The sequence below is a fragment of the Klebsiella grimontii genome, assembly GCF_900200035.1.
In the GTDB taxonomy this organism is placed as follows: Bacteria; Pseudomonadota; Gammaproteobacteria; order Enterobacterales; family Enterobacteriaceae; genus Klebsiella; species Klebsiella grimontii.
Window position 1 is genome coordinate 1 of the sequence record NZ_FZTC01000052.1, and the last position, 19,621, is coordinate 19,621.

Annotated in this window: 23 protein-coding genes; 7 read left to right on the plus strand and 16 right to left on the minus strand. The window is 54.4% G+C overall.

Annotation, left to right across the window (positions count from 1 at the left end):
- From KOSB73_RS28425 to fkpA, 9 genes are all read right to left on the minus strand, one after another.
- Nucleotides 1–720: elongation factor Tu (locus KOSB73_RS28425; RefSeq protein WP_133116586.1), on the minus strand; the 720-nt coding region annotated here is incomplete at its 3' end.
- Between the two features lie 70 nt (nucleotides 721–790).
- A complete protein-coding gene (gene fusA, locus KOSB73_RS28430) occupies nucleotides 791–2,905 on the minus strand; it encodes an elongation factor G (RefSeq protein WP_004115957.1) in 2,115 nt (704 codons plus the stop codon).
- Between the two features lie 95 nt (nucleotides 2,906–3,000).
- Nucleotides 3,001–3,471, minus strand: coding sequence for a 30S ribosomal protein S7 (gene rpsG, locus KOSB73_RS28435; protein WP_004106370.1), 471 nt, complete (start codon nucleotides 3,469–3,471; stop codon nucleotides 3,001–3,003).
- Between the two features lie 95 nt (nucleotides 3,472–3,566).
- Nucleotides 3,567–3,941 (minus strand): 30S ribosomal protein S12, encoded by a 375-nt coding sequence (gene rpsL, locus KOSB73_RS28440; RefSeq protein WP_002920115.1) that lies wholly within the window; start codon nucleotides 3,939–3,941, stop codon nucleotides 3,567–3,569.
- 124 nt (nucleotides 3,942–4,065) lie between these two features.
- Nucleotides 4,066–4,353 (minus strand): sulfurtransferase complex subunit TusB, encoded by a 288-nt coding sequence (gene tusB, locus KOSB73_RS28445; protein ID WP_049087546.1) that lies wholly within the window; start codon nucleotides 4,351–4,353, stop codon nucleotides 4,066–4,068.
- A 7-nt stretch (nucleotides 4,354–4,360) separates the two neighbouring features.
- On the minus strand, nucleotides 4,361–4,720 hold the full coding sequence (tusC, locus tag KOSB73_RS28450) for a sulfurtransferase complex subunit TusC (RefSeq protein WP_049087547.1): 360 nt from the start codon (nucleotides 4,718–4,720) through the stop codon (nucleotides 4,361–4,363).
- Nucleotides 4,720–5,106 (minus strand): sulfurtransferase complex subunit TusD, encoded by a 387-nt coding sequence (gene tusD, locus KOSB73_RS28455; RefSeq protein ID WP_098141358.1) that lies wholly within the window; start codon nucleotides 5,104–5,106, stop codon nucleotides 4,720–4,722. The genes tusC and tusD overlap by 1 nt, the downstream gene beginning before the upstream one ends.
- Nucleotides 5,106–5,828: a helix-turn-helix transcriptional regulator gene (locus tag KOSB73_RS28460; RefSeq protein ID WP_004106380.1), complete on the minus strand. Its 723-nt coding sequence runs from the start codon at nucleotides 5,826–5,828 to the stop codon at nucleotides 5,106–5,108. The genes tusD and KOSB73_RS28460 overlap by 1 nt, the downstream gene beginning before the upstream one ends.
- A gap of 166 nt (nucleotides 5,829–5,994) precedes the next feature.
- Complete coding sequence (fkpA, locus tag KOSB73_RS28465; protein WP_004125943.1) at nucleotides 5,995–6,813, minus strand: FKBP-type peptidyl-prolyl cis-trans isomerase; 819 nt, start codon at nucleotides 6,811–6,813, stop codon at nucleotides 5,995–5,997.
- A 222-nt stretch (nucleotides 6,814–7,035) separates the two neighbouring features.
- On the opposite strand from fkpA, the gene KOSB73_RS28470 reads away from it, so the two are divergent.
- Entirely contained in the window at nucleotides 7,036–7,254 is a 219-nt protein-coding gene (locus KOSB73_RS28470; RefSeq protein WP_004106384.1) for a protein SlyX, read from the plus strand.
- A gap of 59 nt (nucleotides 7,255–7,313) precedes the next feature.
- On the opposite strand, the gene slyD is transcribed toward KOSB73_RS28470, so the two are convergent.
- The 4 genes from slyD to kefG all read right to left on the minus strand — a co-directional run bounded on the left by slyD (nucleotide 7,314) and on the right by kefG (nucleotide 10,560).
- Nucleotides 7,314–7,901: a peptidylprolyl isomerase gene (gene slyD, locus KOSB73_RS28475; RefSeq protein ID WP_004125951.1), complete on the minus strand. Its 588-nt coding sequence runs from the start codon at nucleotides 7,899–7,901 to the stop codon at nucleotides 7,314–7,316.
- Nucleotides 7,902–7,995: 94 nt separating this feature from the next.
- The gene (locus tag KOSB73_RS28480; RefSeq protein ID WP_004106389.1) at nucleotides 7,996–8,196 is read right to left on the minus strand and encodes a YheV family putative zinc ribbon protein; all 201 of its coding nucleotides are present in this window, start codon (nucleotides 8,194–8,196) and stop codon (nucleotides 7,996–7,998) included.
- Nucleotides 8,197–8,207: 11 nt separating this feature from the next.
- Nucleotides 8,208–10,013, minus strand: a complete 1,806-nt coding sequence (gene kefB, locus KOSB73_RS28485; RefSeq protein ID WP_004125954.1) for a glutathione-regulated potassium-efflux system protein KefB — start codon at nucleotides 10,011–10,013, stop codon at nucleotides 8,208–8,210.
- Nucleotides 10,000–10,560, minus strand: a complete 561-nt coding sequence (kefG, locus tag KOSB73_RS28490) for a glutathione-regulated potassium-efflux system ancillary protein KefG (protein ID WP_004138406.1) — start codon at nucleotides 10,558–10,560, stop codon at nucleotides 10,000–10,002. The genes kefB and kefG overlap by 14 nt, the downstream gene beginning before the upstream one ends.
- A gap of 175 nt (nucleotides 10,561–10,735) precedes the next feature.
- On the opposite strand from kefG, the gene KOSB73_RS28500 reads away from it, so the two are divergent.
- Nucleotides 10,736–12,640 carry an ABC transporter ATP-binding protein gene (locus KOSB73_RS28500; protein ID WP_049087548.1) on the plus strand — a complete coding sequence of 635 codons (1,905 nt, stop codon included), beginning with the start codon at nucleotides 10,736–10,738 and terminating at the stop codon, nucleotides 12,638–12,640.
- A gap of 61 nt (nucleotides 12,641–12,701) precedes the next feature.
- Here the strand turns inward: KOSB73_RS28500 and KOSB73_RS28505 are convergent, their stop codons facing one another.
- Together KOSB73_RS28505 and prs are read right to left on the minus strand one after the other, a co-directional pair.
- Nucleotides 12,702–14,192, minus strand: coding sequence for a nicotinate phosphoribosyltransferase (locus tag KOSB73_RS28505; RefSeq protein WP_004138401.1), 1,491 nt, complete (start codon nucleotides 14,190–14,192; stop codon nucleotides 12,702–12,704).
- 4 nt (nucleotides 14,193–14,196) lie between these two features.
- Nucleotides 14,197–15,066: a ribose-phosphate diphosphokinase gene (gene prs, locus KOSB73_RS28510; protein WP_049087549.1), complete on the minus strand. Its 870-nt coding sequence runs from the start codon at nucleotides 15,064–15,066 to the stop codon at nucleotides 14,197–14,199.
- 196 nt (nucleotides 15,067–15,262) lie between these two features.
- On the opposite strand from prs, the gene KOSB73_RS28515 reads away from it, so the two are divergent.
- The 4 genes from KOSB73_RS28515 to KOSB73_RS28530 all read left to right on the plus strand — a co-directional run bounded on the left by KOSB73_RS28515 (nucleotide 15,263) and on the right by KOSB73_RS28530 (nucleotide 18,206).
- Complete coding sequence (locus KOSB73_RS28515; protein ID WP_049087550.1) at nucleotides 15,263–15,982, plus strand: NUDIX hydrolase; 720 nt, start codon at nucleotides 15,263–15,265, stop codon at nucleotides 15,980–15,982.
- 144 nt (nucleotides 15,983–16,126) lie between these two features.
- Nucleotides 16,127–17,086, plus strand: a complete 960-nt coding sequence (locus KOSB73_RS28520; RefSeq protein ID WP_236039638.1) for a hydrolase — start codon at nucleotides 16,127–16,129, stop codon at nucleotides 17,084–17,086.
- Nucleotides 17,083–17,301 (plus strand): YheU family protein, encoded by a 219-nt coding sequence (locus tag KOSB73_RS28525; RefSeq protein ID WP_004138396.1) that lies wholly within the window; start codon nucleotides 17,083–17,085, stop codon nucleotides 17,299–17,301. The genes KOSB73_RS28520 and KOSB73_RS28525 overlap by 4 nt, the downstream gene beginning before the upstream one ends.
- Before the next feature lie 35 nt (nucleotides 17,302–17,336).
- Nucleotides 17,337–18,206, plus strand: a complete 870-nt coding sequence (locus tag KOSB73_RS28530; RefSeq protein ID WP_004138395.1) for a phosphoribulokinase — start codon at nucleotides 17,337–17,339, stop codon at nucleotides 18,204–18,206.
- Between the two features lie 46 nt (nucleotides 18,207–18,252).
- On the opposite strand, the gene KOSB73_RS28535 is transcribed toward KOSB73_RS28530, so the two are convergent.
- Nucleotides 18,253–18,657: an OsmC family protein gene (locus tag KOSB73_RS28535; protein ID WP_004106401.1), complete on the minus strand. Its 405-nt coding sequence runs from the start codon at nucleotides 18,655–18,657 to the stop codon at nucleotides 18,253–18,255.
- 304 nt (nucleotides 18,658–18,961) lie between these two features.
- On the opposite strand from KOSB73_RS28535, the gene crp reads away from it, so the two are divergent.
- Complete coding sequence (crp, locus tag KOSB73_RS28550; RefSeq protein WP_000242758.1) at nucleotides 18,962–19,594, plus strand: cAMP-activated global transcriptional regulator CRP; 633 nt, start codon at nucleotides 18,962–18,964, stop codon at nucleotides 19,592–19,594.
- Nucleotides 19,595–19,621: the final 27 nt, after the last annotated feature.

The following is a 19,621-nucleotide window of genomic DNA, read 5'->3' on the forward strand; positions in this document are numbered from 1 at the left end:
GCCAACTTTGATGATACCGCGCTCTACACGACCGGTAACAACGGTACCACGACCGGAGATGGAGAATACGTCTTCGATCGGCAGCAGGAACGGCTTGTCAATCGCACGCTCTGGTTCCGGGATGTAAGAATCCAGGTAGCCAGCCAGTTCGATGATTTTCGCTTCCCAGTCTGCGTCGCCTTCCAGCGCTTTCAGAGCGGAACCACGAACGATCGGGGTGTCGTCGCCCGGGAAATCGTACTGAGACAGAAGTTCACGAACTTCCATTTCAACCAGTTCCAGCAGCTCTTCGTCATCAACCATGTCGCATTTGTTCAGGAACACGATGATGTACGGAACGCCTACCTGACGACCCAGCAGGATGTGCTCACGAGTCTGCGGCATCGGGCCGTCAGTCGCAGCAACAACCAGGATCGCGCCGTCCATCTGCGCAGCACCGGTGATCATGTTTTTAACATAGTCGGCGTGGCCCGGGCAGTCTACGTGCGCGTAGTGGCGAGTCGGGGTGTCATATTCAACGTGAGAGGTGTTGATGGTGATACCACGAGCTTTTTCTTCCGGCGCGTTATCGATCTGGTCGAATGCACGAGCGGAACCACCGTAGGTTTTAGCCAGAACGGTAGTGATTGCAGCGGTCAGAGTAGTTTTACCATGGTCAACGTGGCCGATAGTACCGACGTTGACGTGCGGTTTTGTACGTTCAAATTTTTCTTTAGACACGGCTATATTCCTTACTATAGTGCTCTCCCCTTCTGGAGAGAGCACGGGACTTTGGTTTTAACCCTGCGGCTTATTTACCACGGGCTTCGATTACGGCCTGAGCAACGTTGTTCGGCGCATCATCATACTTCAGGAACTCCATGGAGTAAGAAGCACGACCTTTGGTCAGAGAACGCAGCTGAGTTGCATATCCGAACATTTCAGACAGCGGAACTTCAGCGTGGATCACAACGCCAGTCACGTTGGATTCCTGACCGCGCAGCATACCGCGACGACGGCTAAGGTCACCGATAACGTCACCAGTGTTCTCTTCCGGAGTTTCTACTTCAACCTTCATGATCGGCTCAAGCAGAACTGGTTTCGCTTTCTTAAAGCCATCTTTAAAGGCAATAGAAGCGGCCAGTTTAAACGCCAGTTCAGAGGAGTCAACGTCGTGGTAAGAACCGAAGTGCAGACGCACGCCCAGATCAACTACCGGGTAACCAGCCAGAGGACCCGCTTTCAGCTGCTCCTGGATGCCTTTATCAACGGCCGGGATGTATTCGCCAGGAATTACACCACCTTTGATGTCGTTGATGAACTCATAACCTTTCGGGTTAGAGCCCGGCTCCAGCGGGTACATGTCGATAACGACGTGACCATACTGACCGCGACCACCAGACTGTTTAGCGTGTTTACCTTCGATATCGGTAACTTTCGCGCGAATCGCTTCACGGTAAGCAACCTGAGGTTTACCGACGTTCGCTTCAACGTTGAATTCACGCTTCATACGGTCAACGATGATGTCGAGGTGCAGCTCACCCATACCGGCGATGATAGTCTGGTTAGATTCTTCGTCAGTCCATACGCGGAAAGACGGGTCTTCTTTAGCCAGACGGCCCAGAGCCAGACCCATTTTTTCCTGGTCAGCTTTGGTTTTCGGTTCAACAGCGATAGAGATTACCGGCTCAGGGAATTCCATACGCTCCAGAATGATCGGCGCATTAGGATCGCACAGAGTGTCACCCGTAGTTACGTCTTTCAGACCGATAGCAGCAGCGATATCGCCCGCGCGAACTTCTTTGATCTCTTCACGTTTGTTAGCGTGCATCTGTACGATACGACCGAAACGCTCACGTGCAGCTTTCACGGAGTTCAGGATGGTATCACCAGAGTTAACCACACCGGAGTACACGCGGAAGAAGGTCAGGTTACCCACGAACGGGTCGGTAGCGATTTTGAATGCCAGAGCAGCAAACGGCTCATCATCGCTAGCGTGACGCTCAGCCGGAGTATCTTTACCGTCGTCCAGGATACCGTTGATCGCAGGTACGTCAACCGGGGATGGCAGGTAGTCAACTACCGCATCCAGCATCGCCTGAACACCTTTGTTCTTGAACGCAGAACCACAGGTTACCAGGATGATTTCGTTGTTCAGAACGCGCTGACGCAGAGCAGTTTTAATCTCTTCTTCAGTCAGTTCTTCACCACCCAGGTATTTCTCCATCAGCTCTTCAGAAGCTTCAGCAGCGGACTCGATCAGGTTCTGGTGCCATTCTTCGGCCAGTTCCTGCATGTCTGCCGGGATATCTTCGTAAGTGAAGGTTACACCTGCATCTTCTTCGTTCCAGTTGATGGCTTTCATTTTCACCAGGTCAACAACACCGGTGAACGCTTCTTCAGCGCCAATCGCCAGCTGCAGCGGAACAGGGTTCGCGCCCAGACGGGTTTTGATCTGACCAACAACTTTCAGGAAGTTCGCACCCATACGGTCCATTTTGTTAACGAACGCAATGCGCGGAACTTTATATTTGTTTGCCTGACGCCATACGGTTTCAGACTGAGGCTGAACACCACCAACTGCGCAGTAAACCATTACTGCACCATCAAGCACACGCATGGAACGTTCTACTTCGATAGTGAAGTCAACGTGCCCCGGGGTGTCGATGATGTTTACGCGATGCGGTTCATACTGCTTAGCCATACCTGACCAGAATGCAGTAGTCGCTGCGGAGGTGATAGTAATACCACGCTCCTGCTCCTGTTCCATCCAGTCCATGGTGGCAGCGCCGTCATGAACTTCACCGATTTTGTGGTTTACACCGGTGTAGAACAGAATACGTTCGGTAGTAGTAGTTTTACCGGCGTCGATGTGCGCACTGATACCGATGTTACGGTAGCGTGCGATGGGTGTTGTACGAGCCATTTGATTCCTCGTTATTTCTTTAGGCGTTCAGTTAAGTTATCCAAAACGGGCGACTTACCTGAAGCGCCCGTCTGGTGACTATGACTCCGAAGGGATTACCAACGGTAGTGTGCGAACGCCTTGTTGGCTTCTGCCATACGGTGAACGTCTTCACGTTTCTTAACTGCAGTACCTTTGTTGTCTGCAGCATCAGAGAGTTCGTTCGCCAGACGCAGAGCCATGGATTTATCACCACGTTTACGAGCAGCTTCAACGATCCAACGCATTGCCAGAGCATTACGACGAACCGGACGGACTTCAACTGGAACCTGATAAGTAGAACCACCAACGCGGCGAGACTTAACTTCTACAGTCGGGCGCACGTTGTCGAGAGCGACTTCGAAAGCTTCCAGTTCATTTTTACCAGAGCGCTGAGCCAGGGTCTCCAGCGCGCTGTATACGATTGCTTCTGCAGTAGATTTTTTACCATCTACCATCAGGATATTTACAAATTTAGCCAGCAGTTCTGATCCGAACTTAGGATCCGGCAGGATTTTACGCTGACCAATGACGCGACGACGTGGCATGGAAATACTCCGTTGTTAATTCAGGATTGTCCAAAACTCTAAGAGTTTAGTTTGACATTAATATAAAACGTTTGGCCTTACTTAACGGAGAACCATTAAGCCTTAGGACGCTTCACGCCATACTTGGAGCGAGCTTGCTTACGGTCTTTAACGCCGGAGCAGTCAAGCGCACCACGAACGGTGTGGTAACGAACACCCGGAAGGTCTTTAACACGACCGCCACGGATCAGGATCACGGAGTGCTCCTGCAGGTTGTGACCTTCACCACCGATGTAGGAGGTGACTTCGAAACCGTTAGTCAGACGCACACGGCAAACTTTACGCAGTGCGGAGTTAGGTTTCTTAGGAGTGGTGGTATATACACGAGTACATACGCCACGTTTCTGCGGGCAGGCTTCCAGCGCCGGCACGTTGCTCTTTGCAACTTTGCGCGCGCGTGGTTTGCGTACCAGCTGGTTAATTGTTGCCATTAAATAGCTCCTGGTTTTAGCTTTTGCTTCGTAAACACGTAATAAATCGCCTCATATAATATGAGGACGCAGAATTTTAGGGCGGTGCCGAAAAGGTGTCAAGAAATATACAACAATCCCGCCATTACCAGGCCAACTGACCCGTATGTTTGACGGTCAGTCTGACGAACTCAGTATAGCTAACCCTGATGACGCTGTCCGCAATTTGACCAGCCAGCCCGCGGGCTTCGATATCTTCTTGCAGAGCGTAGATAGAAATGGGGGCAGATTGCAGGATTTCAAGGAAACGCCCTTCCGCGATGGCGGCGATAACGCCGTCCGACAGCAGGAGAAGATCGTCACCCTCTTTTATCAAACGGCGCATCGTCGCCATATCAGCGTGCCAGGGGGAAGTGCTTAGCGTATGGAGCATTCAGGCCTCAGAAACGCAGTATCACGTTAAAATCATCAAGCCGGGCGCGCAGAGCCTCTGGCTCCAGCCATTCACCGTCAACGACCCACGGCGTAGCAGAATTCAGGCCGCGCTCCCGTGCTGAAGCAGCGCAAATCCAGCACTGTTCGATATCGTATAGCGATAAGAGTTTGAAGGTAGAGATATAGTCGCGCGCCAGCACCGCGGCAGGCCGCTGCTCTGAAAGCAGCTGAAATACGCCATCGCCCACGAAGAAAACGCCGATCTCTTCCGTCAGGGCTGAGGTTGCCAGCAGGGCATCCAGCCCTTCCCTGCCCGATGCTGAACCATGGGGCGCAGACGAAAAAATAAAGGCTACGCGTTTCATCAGAACTGCACCATGCGATCGCAGGTTAACGCGGCTTCCGCCAGCGCGCCCAAGCCACTCAAGGTAAAACCCGGCTGCAAATTATGCGCAGGCAAACTCAGCTGCCTGGCCTCCTGTTCATCAGTGATTCCACGGCGTAAAGCTGCGGCTACACAGATATGCAAGGAAACAGCGTGCTTCTCATGCAGCGCCTGCCAGGCCCGAACCAGATCAAACTCGTCGCTGGCGGGAGCCGTAAGCTGATTCGCGTTGTAGACGCCTTCACGATAGAAAAAGATGCTGAGCAGCTCGTGCCCCTCCTGCAAAACGGCGCGGGCAAACTGTAATGCGCTGCTGGCCTGCTGGGTACCGTAAGCGGGGCCCGTCACCGTAATGGCAAAGCGCATTATTTATCCAGCCCCTGGAAATCTCCGCTTTTGAACTGACGAATGTAGAGATAAACCGTGTGCTTAGAGATGTTCAGCCGATCGGCTACCTGGTTAATGGCATCCTTGATATCAAAGATCCCTTTCTCATAGAGGTTCAGGACGATCTGCCGATTTTTGGCGTTGTTAGAAACGTTACGGTCAGCGTTCACCTCTTCAATTGTGAACTCAAGCGTCTGGGCAACCAGATCGTCAACCGATGAAGCAAAGTTGACCTGCGAGTTTACCTCCGTCGTTTCCGGCGGAATAAAGGTGCTCATTATTTGTGAGAACGGCACATCAAGATTCATGTTGATGCACAGCAGGCCGATAACCCGATGGTCACGGTTGCGGATGGCGATTGTGACCGATTTCATCAGCACACCGCTTTTTGCGCGGGTAAAATAGCATTTGGAAACGCTGCTATCGGCTCCAGTCATATCGTGCAGCATGCGCAGCGCAAGGTCGGTAATTGGCGAGCCGATTTGTCGGCCGGTGTGTTCACCGTTGGCGATACGAATAGCGGAACATTTTAAGTCCTGCAATGAGTGCAATACGATTTCACAGTGGGAACCGATGAGCATCGCTAACCCGTCCACTACCGCTTCATAGGATTTGAGGATATCGAAGTCGGTCTGGTCAAAAGGACGTTGATCCAGTAAATCAAGCTCACTGGTCTCGTTGGTTAAAAGCGACCTGGACATGAAAAAAAGCACTCCTTTTCAGGAGCCTGTCGTTATCGTCAGGGCAGGCTCATCATCATTATTAATCTATCTAAAGTAATACAGCGCCTGAGGTTCTTTCCAGTTTTAATTATATCTGCCCGCAATAAAAAAGCCGCCGCCCCTGGAGGCGGCGGCTTAAAACCGATTACTTCTTAGCGTCAGCGGCAGGGGCTTCAGCGGCTGCTTCAGGCTTGGCATCCGCTTTCGGGGCCGGTTTAATATCCAGCAGCTCTACATCAAATACCAGAGTAGAGTTCGCCGGGATGCCCGGTACGCCGGTTTTGCCGTAAGCCAGATCCGGTGGAATGACCAGCTGGATTTTACCGCCTTTCTTGATGTTCTTCAGGCCTTCGGTCCAGCCTGGGATCACGCCGTCCAGGCGGAAGGAAAGCGGCTCGCCGCGGGTGTAGGAGTTATCAAACTCTTTACCGTCGATAAGCGTACCTTTGTAGTTAACCACAACGGTATCGCTGTCTTTCGGCGCTTCACCGGTACCCGCTTTTTCGACTTTGTAGAGCAGGCCAGATTTAGAGGTTTTCACGCCTTTCTCTTTCGCAAAGGCGTCACGGTAAGCTTTGCCTTTCGCTTCATTCTCAGATGCGTCTTTTTCCATTTTCTGCTGAGCAGCCGTTTTTACGCGGGTTTCAAACGTCTGCAGAGTCTGTTCGATCTCCTGATCGGACAGTTTGCTCTTATCAGCAAAAGCGTCCTGAACACCGGCGATCAGCTGATCTTTATCTAATTTGATGCCCAGTTTTTCTTGTTCTTTCAGGGAGTTTTCCATGTAACGTCCCAGCGATGCACCCAGCGCATAAGCAGATTTCTGATCGTCATTTTTGAATGCCGATTTGCTGTCCGTTGCGGGTGCCGCTTTCGCTGTCGTCTCAGCAGCGAAGCTCAGCGGTGCATTCAGGGCGACGGCCATTGTGGTCGCCAGCAGCGTTACTTTAAACAGTGATTTCATCCATTTCTCCAGGGCCGGGGCATCTCACCCCAGGGTTATCGTAAAAAACAAAAAACGTACTATAGAACGTTGCAGAACAAATCAACATACAGACGTACCTGAATATCGCCTCATTTCAGACTATTTTTGTATGAATTAGTTTCCCGTCAGACGTAACGATGCTGCGCGGATGCTGAAACTTCAGTAGAATCCGCCCGCAGGATAAGACAGAAGAGGTTACTCATGCACGATAGCACTTTAGAGACTCGCCTTGCGGAGCTGGAGAGCAGACTGGCGTTTCAGGAAATCACTATTGAAGACCTCAACAAAACCGTCACCGCCCACGAGATAGAAATGGCAAGGATGCGCGAACATATGCGCCTGATGGTGGAAAAATTGAAAGCGACTCAGCCATCCCACATGGCTTCACAGGCGGAAGAAACGCCTCCTCCGCATTATTAAGACGTAAAAAAAGCGGGTCTCCCCGCTTTTTTCTATTCCGCAACGCGAGCGTAGCGGAATTAATGACAACCGCAGCCGCCGTTACCGCCGCAACCGCCTTTGCCGTGTTCGTGGCCATGGTCATGGCCGTGACCGCCGCAGCAACCGTCGTGATCGTGGTCGTGGCCATGATCGTGGCCGTGAGCACCGTGTACATGACCATGCTCCAGCTCTTCCGCCGTTGCTTCGCGAATCGCGACGACTTCAACGTTGAACTTCAGATTCTGACCAGCCAGCATGTGGTTACCGTCAACAACAACGTGTTCGTCACCCACTTCGGTGATTTCTACCGGTACCGGACCCTGATCGGTTTCCGCCAGGAAGCGCATGCCCACCTGCAGCTCATCAACGCCCATAAATACATCTTTAGGTACGCGCTGAACCAGGTTTTCGTCGTACTGACCGTACGCGTCGTTAGCGCCGACTTCGACGTCAAATTTGTCGCCTACGTCGTGGCCGTCCAGCGCGTTTTCCAGGCCGGAAATCAGGGAACCGTGACCATGCAGGTAGTCAAGCGGCGCGCTTACCGGAGACTCATCAACCAACACACCGTCTTCTGTACGTACCTGATAGGCCAGGCTGACCACCAGGTCTTTTGCTACTTTCATGATATCTCCTGAGCATGGGAAGAATAGTGGCGCAGATTGTAGCGGAATTCTGCAGCCGTGTACCCTCTAGCTTAAAAAAAGCCGATAGATAACGCTAGTCCGGATGAAAAATGCCTATCACTTGCTCTTCTTTGCGAACATGCTCGCGAACCTCTTTATCCGCCTCACGCATCTGGTGCCCGCACTTAACGCACTCAACAATATCGACATTATTCTCACGCCACATCGCCAGTGAATCCTGAGCCTGGCACGCCGGACATTTCGCACCGGCAATAAAACGTTTACGCACAGCCATATTATTTACCTTTATTCAAATTCATCCCAGCCGTCTAACTGCCTGCTCTCTTTTTGCATCTCACGCTGAAAGATCTCCTCCAGCTCGCGTCTGGCTTCCCGCACGCGGGATATCTGCAGGGTATCACTATGCACCGGCATTAACTCGCGTAGCATCCGCATATCAAGGCGCCGAAAGTGCAGCTGAGCGCGCTGCGCCTGATGGGGATGCATGCCCAGCGAGATCAGCGCTTTTCGTCCCAGCTCCAGCGCGCTGGAGAAGGTTTCGCGAGAAAATTGCGCCACTCCCGCCTGCAGCAGCTCATGGGCCTCAACGCGTCCCCGCGCTCGCGCCAGAATATGCAGATGTGGAAAGTGTTGTTGACACATCTCCACCAGCTTCATGGTATCTTCCGGCTCGTTACAGGTAATTACGATCGACTGCGCGTCTTCGGCTCCCGCTGAGCGCAGGAGCTCCAGCTGCGTCGCATCGCCAAAATAGACTTTATAGCCATATTTACGCATCAGATTGACCGCGCTGATATCGCGCTCCAGTACCGTGATACGCATTTTGTTCGCCATCAGCAGACGGCCGATCACCTGACCGAAACGACCAAAACCCACGATAATGACCTGCGGTTTGTCATCTTCAACCCACGGCGCCTCACCCTCTTCTTCGGGTTGATTCAATCGCCGCGAAAGCACTTTATCGATGAGCGTCATCAGCAGCGGCGTGGTCATCATCGACAACGTCACCGTCACCAGCAACAGGGCCATCTGATCGTTTTGAAACAGACGAAGCGAAGCGGGGAGTGAAAACAGCACAAAGGCGAATTCCCCTCCCTGGCTCAGCACGCCGGCAAACTGCACCCGTTCCGAACTGCGCAGGCCGTATACCCGCGCCAGAAGATACAGGACGAGACCTTTTACCGTCACCAGCACTGCGACGCTGACCACAACCCACAGCAAATGGGTATAAAGCACTCCAAGATTCAGCGCCATGCCAACGGAAATAAAGAACAGACCGAGGAGAAGCCCTTTAAACGGATCGATGGCGATTTCCAGCTCGTGGCGATACTCACTCTCTGCCAGCAGAACGCCGGCGATAAAGGTCCCCAGCGCCATCGACAAACCGAGCGCATCCATAAACAAAGCCGATCCGAGCACCAACAGTAGCGTCGCGGCGGTGAAGACTTCCCGCACGCCGGATCCGGCGATAAAACGAAATACCGGCCTCAGCAGATAACGCCCGCCGACCAGCATTCCGCCGAAAGCCAATACCTTCATCCCTATGGTGAGCCAGTTAAAATGGTCGTCACCAGAACCCGCAAGCAATGGAACCAGCGCCAGGGCCGGGATCACGGCCAGATCCTGAAACAGCAATACGGAGAAACCCAGCTGTCCGGATTCGCTGCGGCTCATGCCCTTCTCACGCATCAGCTGCAGCGCCATCGCGGTGGAAGACATCGCCAGCCCAATCCCGCCGACCACCGCAGCGCGCCATGAGAAGTCGCTCAGCATAAGCAAACCGCCAAGAATGAGCGCGCTGAAGGCGACCTGAGCGGCCCCGACGCCGAAAATGGAGCTTCTCAGCCGCCACAGTTTGGACGGATTCAGCTCCAGTCCGATGATAAACATCAGAAAGACGACGCCTAATTCTGAGAAGTGAAGAATTTCATCCACATCGCTGATGAACCCTAATCCCCAGGGGCCGATGGCGATACCGGCCAGCAGATACCCCAGTACGGCGCCAATACCCAGCCTCGCCGCCAGCGGTACCGCCACCACGGCGGCAAACAGAAATAACACCCCGGCCAGCAGTAAATCAGCTCCCGCCATTTGGACCTCCAGCCGTTACAGGATTAGCCAGCCAATCGCGGTAGGCGCGAGCGCGGCTTTTCAGGTCTTCGGGAGATTGCCGACGCGCCCAGTAGACGATAATCGGGCTCATCCAGTGCATACGGCACATGCCGGCAGTCAATTCAAAAGGGCGGAGAATGTCATTCATCGGATAACGATGGGCATCGCGCCGGTAGGCGCTCTCCGGCTCGCCGGTAGTAATGACGCTACGCCAGTACTTTCCCGCCAGCTGATTCCCTCCCGCCCCGCTGGCGAAGCCGCGGCTGAGCACCCTGTCCAGCCACTCTTTCATCAGCGCCGGGCAGCTCCAGGTATAGAGCGGATGCTGGAAAACAATCACCTCATGCTGGCGCAGGAGATCCTGCTCCCAGGCGATATCAATAAAAAAATCCGGATAGTGCGCGTAGAGATCGTGCACGGTCACATTCGACAACTGTAAGGCCGGTTCAAGCAAAACCCGGTTGGCCACGGAATCCTGAGATTCTGGGTGGGCATACAGCAGCAAAACTTTCGCTGTCTGAGACATCTTTCCCCTCCCGAACGTCTTCTGGCGGCCTGTGCAGCGGCTGCGTCCCGACGCAACCAGAATGACTTTGTGTATCATCTTCATTTTGGGCTACCATTGCGGCCCGGTTGAGCGATTCGCTCCACACTACATTATCATAATGACAAATTAACATAGTCAGAACATACGGCGCCTTATGATTGTTTTCTCCTCCTTACAAATTCGTCGCGGCGTACGCGTCCTGCTGGACAACGCCACCGCTACCATCAACCCAGGGCAAAAAGTCGGCCTGGTGGGTAAAAACGGCTGCGGTAAATCCACGCTGCTTTCGCTTTTGAAAAACGAGATTAGCGCCGACGGCGGCTCGATGACCTTCCCCGGCAGCTGGCAGCTGGCCTGGGTTAACCAGGAAACACCTGCGCTTGCGCAGCCGGCTATTGACTATGTTATTGATGGCGATCGCGAATTCCGCAAGCTGGAGGCGGATCTGCACGCGGCCAACGAACGCAATGACGGTCACGCCATCGCGACGGTACACGGTAAGCTGGACGCCATCGACGCCTGGACCATCCGCTCACGCGCGGCCAGCCTGCTCCACGGACTCGGTTTCAGCAACGAACAGCTTGAAAGACCGGTGAGCGACTTTTCCGGCGGCTGGCGTATGCGCCTTAACCTTGCTCAGGCGCTGATTTGCCGTTCCGATCTGCTGCTGCTTGATGAACCGACTAACCACCTCGATCTCGACGCGGTCATCTGGCTGGAGAAGTGGCTCAAAGGCTACCCGGGGACCCTGATTCTGATCTCCCACGATCGCGACTTTCTCGATCCGATCGTCGACAAAATTATCCATATCGAACAGCAAACGATGTTCGAGTACACCGGCAACTACAGCTCATTTGAAGTGCAGCGCGCGACCCGCCTTTCGCAGCAACAGTCGATGTACGAAAGCCAGCAGCTGCGCGTCGCGCATTTGCAGAGCTACATCGACCGTTTTCGCGCTAAAGCCACCAAAGCTAAACAGGCGCAAAGCCGTATCAAAATGCTCGAGCGCATGGAGCTCATCGCGCCTGCCCACGTGGATAACCCGTTCCACTTTAGCTTCCGCGCGCCGGAAAGCCTGCCCAATCCGCTGCTGAAGATGGAAAAGGTTAGCGCCGGCTATGGAGAGCGGGTGATTCTCGACTCAATCAAGCTGAATCTGGTTCCCGGTTCGCGCATTGGTCTGCTGGGGCGCAACGGCGCCGGTAAATCGACGCTGATTAAACTGCTGGCCGGTGAGCTACAGCCGCTGCACGGTGAGATTGGTCTGGCGAAAGGCATCAAGCTTGGTTACTTCGCTCAGCATCAGCTGGAATTCCTGCGCGCGGATGAATCCCCGCTGCAGCATCTTGCCCGCCTCGCGCCGCAGGAGTTAGAGCAGAAACTGCGCGACTATCTGGGCGGTTTCGGCTTCCAGAGCGATAAGGTCAACGAACAGACGCAGCGTTTCTCCGGCGGCGAGAAAGCGCGCCTGGTGCTGGCGTTAATCGTCTGGCAACGGCCAAATCTGCTGCTGCTTGATGAACCCACCAACCACCTCGATCTCGATATGCGTCAGGCGCTAACCGAAGCGTTAATCGATTTTGAAGGCGCGCTGGTGGTGGTTTCGCACGACCGCCATCTGATTCGCTCCACCACCGACGACCTTTATCTGGTGCACGATAGCAAAGTCGAACCTTTCGACGGCGATCTTGAAGACTACCAGCAGTGGCTGAGCGACACGCAAAAACAGGAAAACCAGGCCTCAGAAGAGCCGAAGGAAAACGGCAACAGCGCCCAGGCGCGTAAAGATCAGAAACGCCGGGAAGCCGAGCTGCGTACGCAAACCCAACCGCTGCGCAAAGAGATTGCCCGCCTGGAAAAAGAGATGGAGAAGTTCAACGCGCAGCTGGCGCAGGCGGAAGAGAAGCTGGGCGACAGCGAATTATACGATCAAAGCCGCAAAGCGGAACTCACCGCGTGTTTACAGCAGCAGGCTAGCGCGAAGTCCGGGCTGGAAGAGTGTGAGATGGCCTGGCTGGATGCCCAGGAACAGCTGGAGCAGATGCTCCAGGAAGGCTAACGGCATGATGCAGTACCAAAAGGCGGGAACGCCCGCCTTTTTTAATCCCACTCCCCGCCGCTTAACGCTGCGCCGCCAGCCGGGCGCGGATCTGCGACAGCGAGGCATAGCCGTACAGCTTGCCATCCAGAAAGCGCGTTTTTAACTCGCCCTGCTGCTCCTGCTCCAGCGTTTGCCCATCGTACAGCTGCAGTTCCCCCACGGCGTCGCGTTCCACGCGCAGCAGACCACGCGCCGAACGTTTGAGGCCATTATCGGTTTTCGGCTCCTTAAAGAGGGCTCTTCCCTCGCCGTTCACCTCCCCCCAGGTCGCCTTCATCGCGAAGCCGAAGGTATCGCGGGTGTTGTACTGGTAGGTAAAGGAACCCACGCCGAACACCACGTTAGCGCTGGCAAAGCCTTTCGCTTCCAGGCGACGCAGGATCTCATCCGCTCTGGCGAGAGTAATGGAATCGCCGTAAATCAGGCCGACATGCGGATCCAGTACCTTGTATCCTTTTTCGTTAATCGTACCGCCGAAGATTTCCCACAGTACTTCAACGGAGCCTTTCTCCTCGGCGCTGCGCTCGCTGCGGGTGTCGTCGTCAGCCGCCGTTCCGCACAGAATAGCCACCGGATCGCCGCTGTCCGGACGGAATACGACTCGCCCCTGGCGCCGCATAATTATCGCCTTCAGCTCGCGGGTGTATTCGGTCAGCACCTGCCAGTAATCCCAGGTATCCGAGACGATAGAGACGAAACCCTGCGGGTGGACTTCGGTAATCAGCCGGCGAAAGGTTTCAATTTCCCGCTCGCGCTCGCCCATACACATCACGCTGTGTTCCGTGGCCGGAATGCTGGCGCCGATAAGCTCATCTTCACCGCGAGTGTAATAATCCCGGGCATACAGCAGCGAAGGCAGGCTATCGGTACCTTTGAAACTGGCCAGATGTCCGCAGCCCGACTGCGCAGTGTCGTGCAGCCCGGACATCCCCCGAAACGAAAAGTCGTGACATTGGAAATCAAGGTGCGTCAGATCGCTACAGGTTTTCTCCGCCCAGCGTTCGCAAATCAGGCGATAGTGGTGGGCAATGGTCGCGTTGGTTGACGCTTTCCACAGCTCCGCCGAAAGCACCGTCTCCAGATAGTTCACCAGCCAGAAGAACTCAGGTTGCGTATTGGTGATGGTCAGCACCGGTACTTTCATCGGCACCTTGGTACCTTCATCGAGCGCTTTGATATGCAGCGGTAAATAGCCAAGCCGATGCAGAGCACGAACAGGCTCCACCCCAACCGTATCGCGCCCCAGATAGCCGTCCATCACCTGCTTATACTCGTTGACGACCTCCTCTTCCGGGCGGGCGAAAAACGCCTCGTTAAACAGATCGACCAGGAACCACTGCAGAAACCCCTGCAGGCCGAAAAATACCAGCTTGCCGTCGGCCTGCGGCGACTGGAAAAAACGATCGCTGCGCGGAGTAAAGTTTGAGTAGACCTTCGTAGTCCCCTGCGGATACTGCACGCGATGGGAAACTTTATAACCATCAATAGCCAGAATCGGATTTATTTTCATCATATTATCCCCAATGTGCGCGGTAGATAGCGTCTATATCGATAAGCTCCAGCTGCGGGTGAGCCAGGGCAGGAGAAGTCAAAGAGGTGGTGGCGTAAACGGCATCGATGCCGTTATTCAACAGATGCTCTACGCCTTTGGAAAAAATACCGTGGGTGACGTACAGACTCACGCTGCGGGCGCCCGCCTCGCGCAGCACCTGCGCCGAGCCGATAAAGGTGCCGCCAGCGTCGCACAGGTCGTCAACAATAAGCACCGCTTTCCCCGCGACATCACCGGCCAGCAGGGAAAAACTGGTTAACGCGCCGCTGGCAAGGTCACGCTCTTTACCGAGGATCGCGAACTCTCCGGCGCCGCAGGCTTTAGCCACAGGGTGAATCTTCTTGAGCGCGCCGGCATCCGGCGCCACCAGCATCAGCTCCCCGGTAGCAATAGCCTGACGCAGAACGGCGCTCTGCAGAAGACAGTGCTGCTGGGCAACCGCAACCATATTATTGACTGCCGCCGCCGCGGCATCGCTATGCGGGTCAAGCACCACGACTTTGTCAAAGCCAAGGGTATTAAGCTGCCGAGCGAAGACCTTCAGAGCAAAGCTGTCTCCCGGCACCATATGGCGATCCTGACGCGCCCACGGCAGCCACGGCAGTTCCAGATGGCTAAACGCCACGTCGGTAACATGACGCACGGCCTCCACCAGCTGCGCCAGCAGCATAAAATCGTTCATATCGCGCAGAGTAACCGCCCGGATGCGCATCAAACGGGCGGAAGGCGGTAATTGATCGGTCACCTTCAGCCACACAGCGCCATCGGGAAAGACGCCGCTGGCAAGCGTAAACGCCTCATCATCCAGTTCCAGGGTAAATTTTTCGCTCATGGTGACCTCCGCTCATTAAATTGTGTCTCTAAGACACAATCAATAATGTCCCTAAGACACATATGATGCAAGTGTTAAATGTCATTTAAGCGGAAAAATGGATTAGGCTATTGAAAAATAATAACAAAAATAGAGACTTGCTGCTCAGGAAGGGGCTGGTACACTTGTCAGCGTTCTTTTCCGCTGCGAGCGCTCTATGACCACCGATGCCGAATACCTCAGCCAATACGATGCCAGCCGCTTTCCCTCGCCGCTGGTGACCGTCGATAGCGTCCTGTTTACCCTGTATGAAGGGGCGCTATGCGTTCTGCTGGTTGAGCGCGCTCATCCGCCGCAGCAGGGGGCGTGGGGGCTACCCGGCGGCTTTATCGATCTGGCGCACGATGATTCAACCCGCGCCACGGCGCTACGTAAGCTCACGGAAAAAACCGGGATTTCACCGTCATGGCTGGAGCAGCTCGACACCTTTTCCGGGCCGGATCGCGATCCGCGCGGCTGGAGCCTGACTATCGCCTGGTTTGCGTTAATCTCATGGGTAGATTGTCAGCCGCATATCGCCAGCGTCAGCGATGCCCGCTGGGTGCCGGTGGCGCAGCTGGATAGCTATTCGCTGGCTTTCGATCATCAAAAGATCATCGACGCCGGTCTGCACCGCTTACGCCAAAAAACGATGTACTCTTTACTGCCGGTTTACTGTCTGCCGGAGACCTTTACCCATGGTCAGCTGCTGGAAGCCACGGAAATCATCCTTGGTCAGCCGATTCAACGCAAAAGCCTGATTCGCCGCTTCGAAGCCTCCGGAATGTTTGAAGAGACCGGGGAAACAGCGGCAACCGGCGCGCGCAAAGCGCGGCTATGGCGGCGTAAATCCGGCGTCGATTTTCATCTCTTTTCACGTAACCTGCTGACCGATTAGCCGCAAGGCCACATATGGGCTAACCTGCGCACTTCATGCGCGGTATAGTATGTTATAAAGATTATTTATTGCTCTGGTGCTATGGTTGATATCACTCCTACAGAAATGACGCCCCCTGAAGACGACTCGCAGCAGTTTCATCCGATGCGCGGCTTAGGCAATCGTCATTTGCAAACCATGTTGCCGCGGCTAATCCGTCGCAAACTCCGCTTTACTCCCCACTGGCAGCGTCTGGAATTGCCGGACGGCGACTTTATCGATCTGGCGTGGAGCGAAGACCCTTCGCAGGCGCGTCATAAACCACGCCTGGTGGTGTTTCATGGCCTGGAGGGCAGTCTGCACAGCCCTTACGCCCACGGACTTATCCATGCGGCCATGCAGCGCGGCTGGCTGGGCGTGGTGATGCACTTTCGCGGCTGTAGCGGCGAACCCAACCGGAATAACCGCATCTACCACTCGGGCGAAACGGAAGATGGCTCCTGGTTTCTGCGCTGGCTCCAGCGCGAGTACGGCACGGCCCCCACCGCCGCGGTGGGATATTCGCTCGGGGGCAATATGCTGGGCTGCCTGCTGGCAAAAGAGGGCGACGCAATTCCCGTTGATGCCGCGGTTATCGTCTCGGCGCCGTTTATGCTGGAGGCCTGTAGCTATCATATGGACAAAGGTTTCTCCCGCGTTTATCAGCGCTATCTGCTCAACCTGCTGAAAGCCAACGCCGCGCGTAAGCTAAAAGCCTATCCCGGCTCTCTGCCCGTCGATTTACGCCAGCTAAAAAGCATGCGCCGTATTCGCGAATTTGACGATAGCATCACGGCCAGGATCCACGGCTTTGCCGATGCGCTGGACTATTATCGCCAATGTAGCGCCATGCCGCGCTTAAGCGATATCACTAAGCCCACGCTGATTATTCACGCGAAGGACGATCCCTTTATGGATCACCACTCGATTCCCCCGCAGGAACAGCTGCCGGCGAATGTCGAATATCAGCTCACGGAGCACGGCGGGCACGTGGGTTTCGTCGGCGGCACGCTGCGTAAGCCGGAAATGTGGCTTGAAAAAAGAATTCCGGATTGGCTAACCCGTTGGTTAGGAGCGCAAATATGATCATTCCCTGGCAAGATCTCGATCCCGAAACGCTGGATAACCTGATCGAAAGTTTTGTATTACGTGAAGGCACCGATTATGGTGAACATGAACGTTCGCTGACGGATAAAGTCGCTGATGTTAAACTGCAGTTGAAAAGCGGAGAAGCCGTGCTGGTGTGGTCAGAACTGCACGAGACGGTGAACATTATGCCCCGCAAGCAGTTTCACGGCTAAGGCGGCACACACTATCGTTTACTCTGGGAGTTGTTATGTCTGCCAAACATCCGGTGATTGCCGTCACGGGCTCCAGCGGCGCGGGAACCACGACCACCAGCCTCGCCTTTCGCAAAATCTTCGCCCAGCTTAATCTGCACGCCGCCGAAGTTGAAGGCGATAGCTTTCACCGCTATACCCGTCCGGAAATGGACATGGCGATCCGTAAAGCGCGCGATCAGGGCAAACATATCAGCTACTTTGGCCCCGAGGCTAACGACTTCGGCCTGCTGGAACACACGTTCGCCGAATATGGGCAAAGCGGCAAAGGCCAGTCGCGCAAGTATTTACATACCTATGACGAGGCCGTGCCGTGGAATCAGGTTCCGGGGACCTTCACGCCCTGGCAGCCGCTGCCCGAACCGACTGACGTCCTGTTTTATGAAGGCCTGCACGGCGGCGTGGTGACGCCGCAGCATAACGTAGCAAACCATGTCGACCTGCTGGTTGGCGTGGTGCCCATCGTCAATCTTGAGTGGATCCAGAAGCTTATTCGCGACACCAGCGAACGCGGCCACTCTCGTGAGGCGGTGATGGATTCCGTGGTCCGTTCGATGGAAGACTACATCAACTTTATCACCCCGCAGTTTTCGCGCACCCACCTCAACTTCCAGCGCGTACCGACGGTGGATACGTCCAACCCGTTTGCGGCCAAAGCCATCCCTTCGCTGGATGAAAGCTTTGTCGTTATCCATTTCCGTAATCTAAAAAATATCGATTTCCCCTGGCTTCTGGCGATGCTGCAGGGCTCGTTTATCTCGCATATGAATACGCTGGTGGTACCGGGCGGGAAAATGGGGCTGGCGATGGAACTGATCATGGCGCCGCTGGTTGAGCGCCTGATGGAAGGCAGGAAAATAAGCTAACGGTCAAAACCCCGGTGACGCGTTTGCCGGCCGGGGCCCTTTCGGCTTACCCTTCGATCACTTCATAAGAGTGGGTAATGTTTACCGCTTTCTCAAGCATCAGCGCGACGGAACAATACTTTTCCGCCGACAGGTCGACCGCGCGAGACACGGCAGCGTCCTTCAGTTCTTTACCGGTCACGATAAAATGCAGATTGATATGGGTAAACAGACGCGGAGCCTCTTCGCGACGCTCAGAAGTCAGCTTAACTTCGCAGTTGGTAACGTTATGACGGCCCTTCTGCAATATGGAAACCACATCGATCGCGCTGCATCCGCCTGCCGCCATCAGAACCATTTCCATTGGGCTGGGCGCTTTATCCCCGGAATTGCCGTCCATCAGAATCTGGTGACCAGAAGCCGACTCACCGATGAAGGTTAACCCTTCAACCCACTTCACTCGCGCTTGCATAAATTTAACTCCAGGGCTGTAATTTTCCCGACAGATTACGCGTACATAACAATTCTCGCAACGGAAGGCGACCTGGGTCATGCTGAAGCGAGACACCAGGAGACATGCGGCGAAAGCTATGCTAAAACAATCTGGATGCTACAGTAATACATTGATGTACTGCATGTATGCAGAGGAGTTCACATTACAGGCTGCAGAAAACTTTCAGCCGGATTCCCAGGTATAGGGATTCAATACGATTGCATGCCCGGATGCCGTGTAGTGTCGGCACCCGGAGATAGCTTATAACAGAGGATAACCGCGCATGGTGCTTGGCAAACCGCAAACAGACCCTACCCTTGAATGGTTCTTGTCTCATTGCCACATTCATAAGTACCCATCAAAGAGCACGCTGATCCACCAGGGTGAGAAAGCAGAAACGTTGTACTACATCGTTAAAGGCTCCGTGGCTGTACTCATCAAGGATGAAGAAGGTAAAGAGATGATCCTCTCTTACCTTAATCAGGGCGATTTCATCGGTGAATTAGGCTTGTTTGAAGAAGGCCAGGAGCGTAGCGCTTGGGTACGTGCGAAAACCGCATGTGAAGTGGCCGAAATCTCCTACAAAAAATTCCGTCAGCTGATCCAGGTTAACCCGGACATCCTGATGCGTCTCTCTTCGCAGATGGCTCGTCGTCTGCAGGTCACGTCTGAGAAAGTGGGCAACCTCGCCTTCCTTGACGTTACCGGTCGTATCGCTCAGACGCTGCTGAACCTGGCTAAACAGCCGGATGCGATGACCCATCCGGACGGTATGCAAATTAAAATTACCCGTCAGGAAATCGGCCAGATCGTCGGCTGCTCCCGCGAGACCGTTGGCCGCATCCTGAAAATGCTGGAAGATCAAAACCTGATCTCCGCGCACGGTAAAACTATCGTCGTCTACGGTACCCGTTAAGTCGGTAAAACGGCGTATTGCCTGACG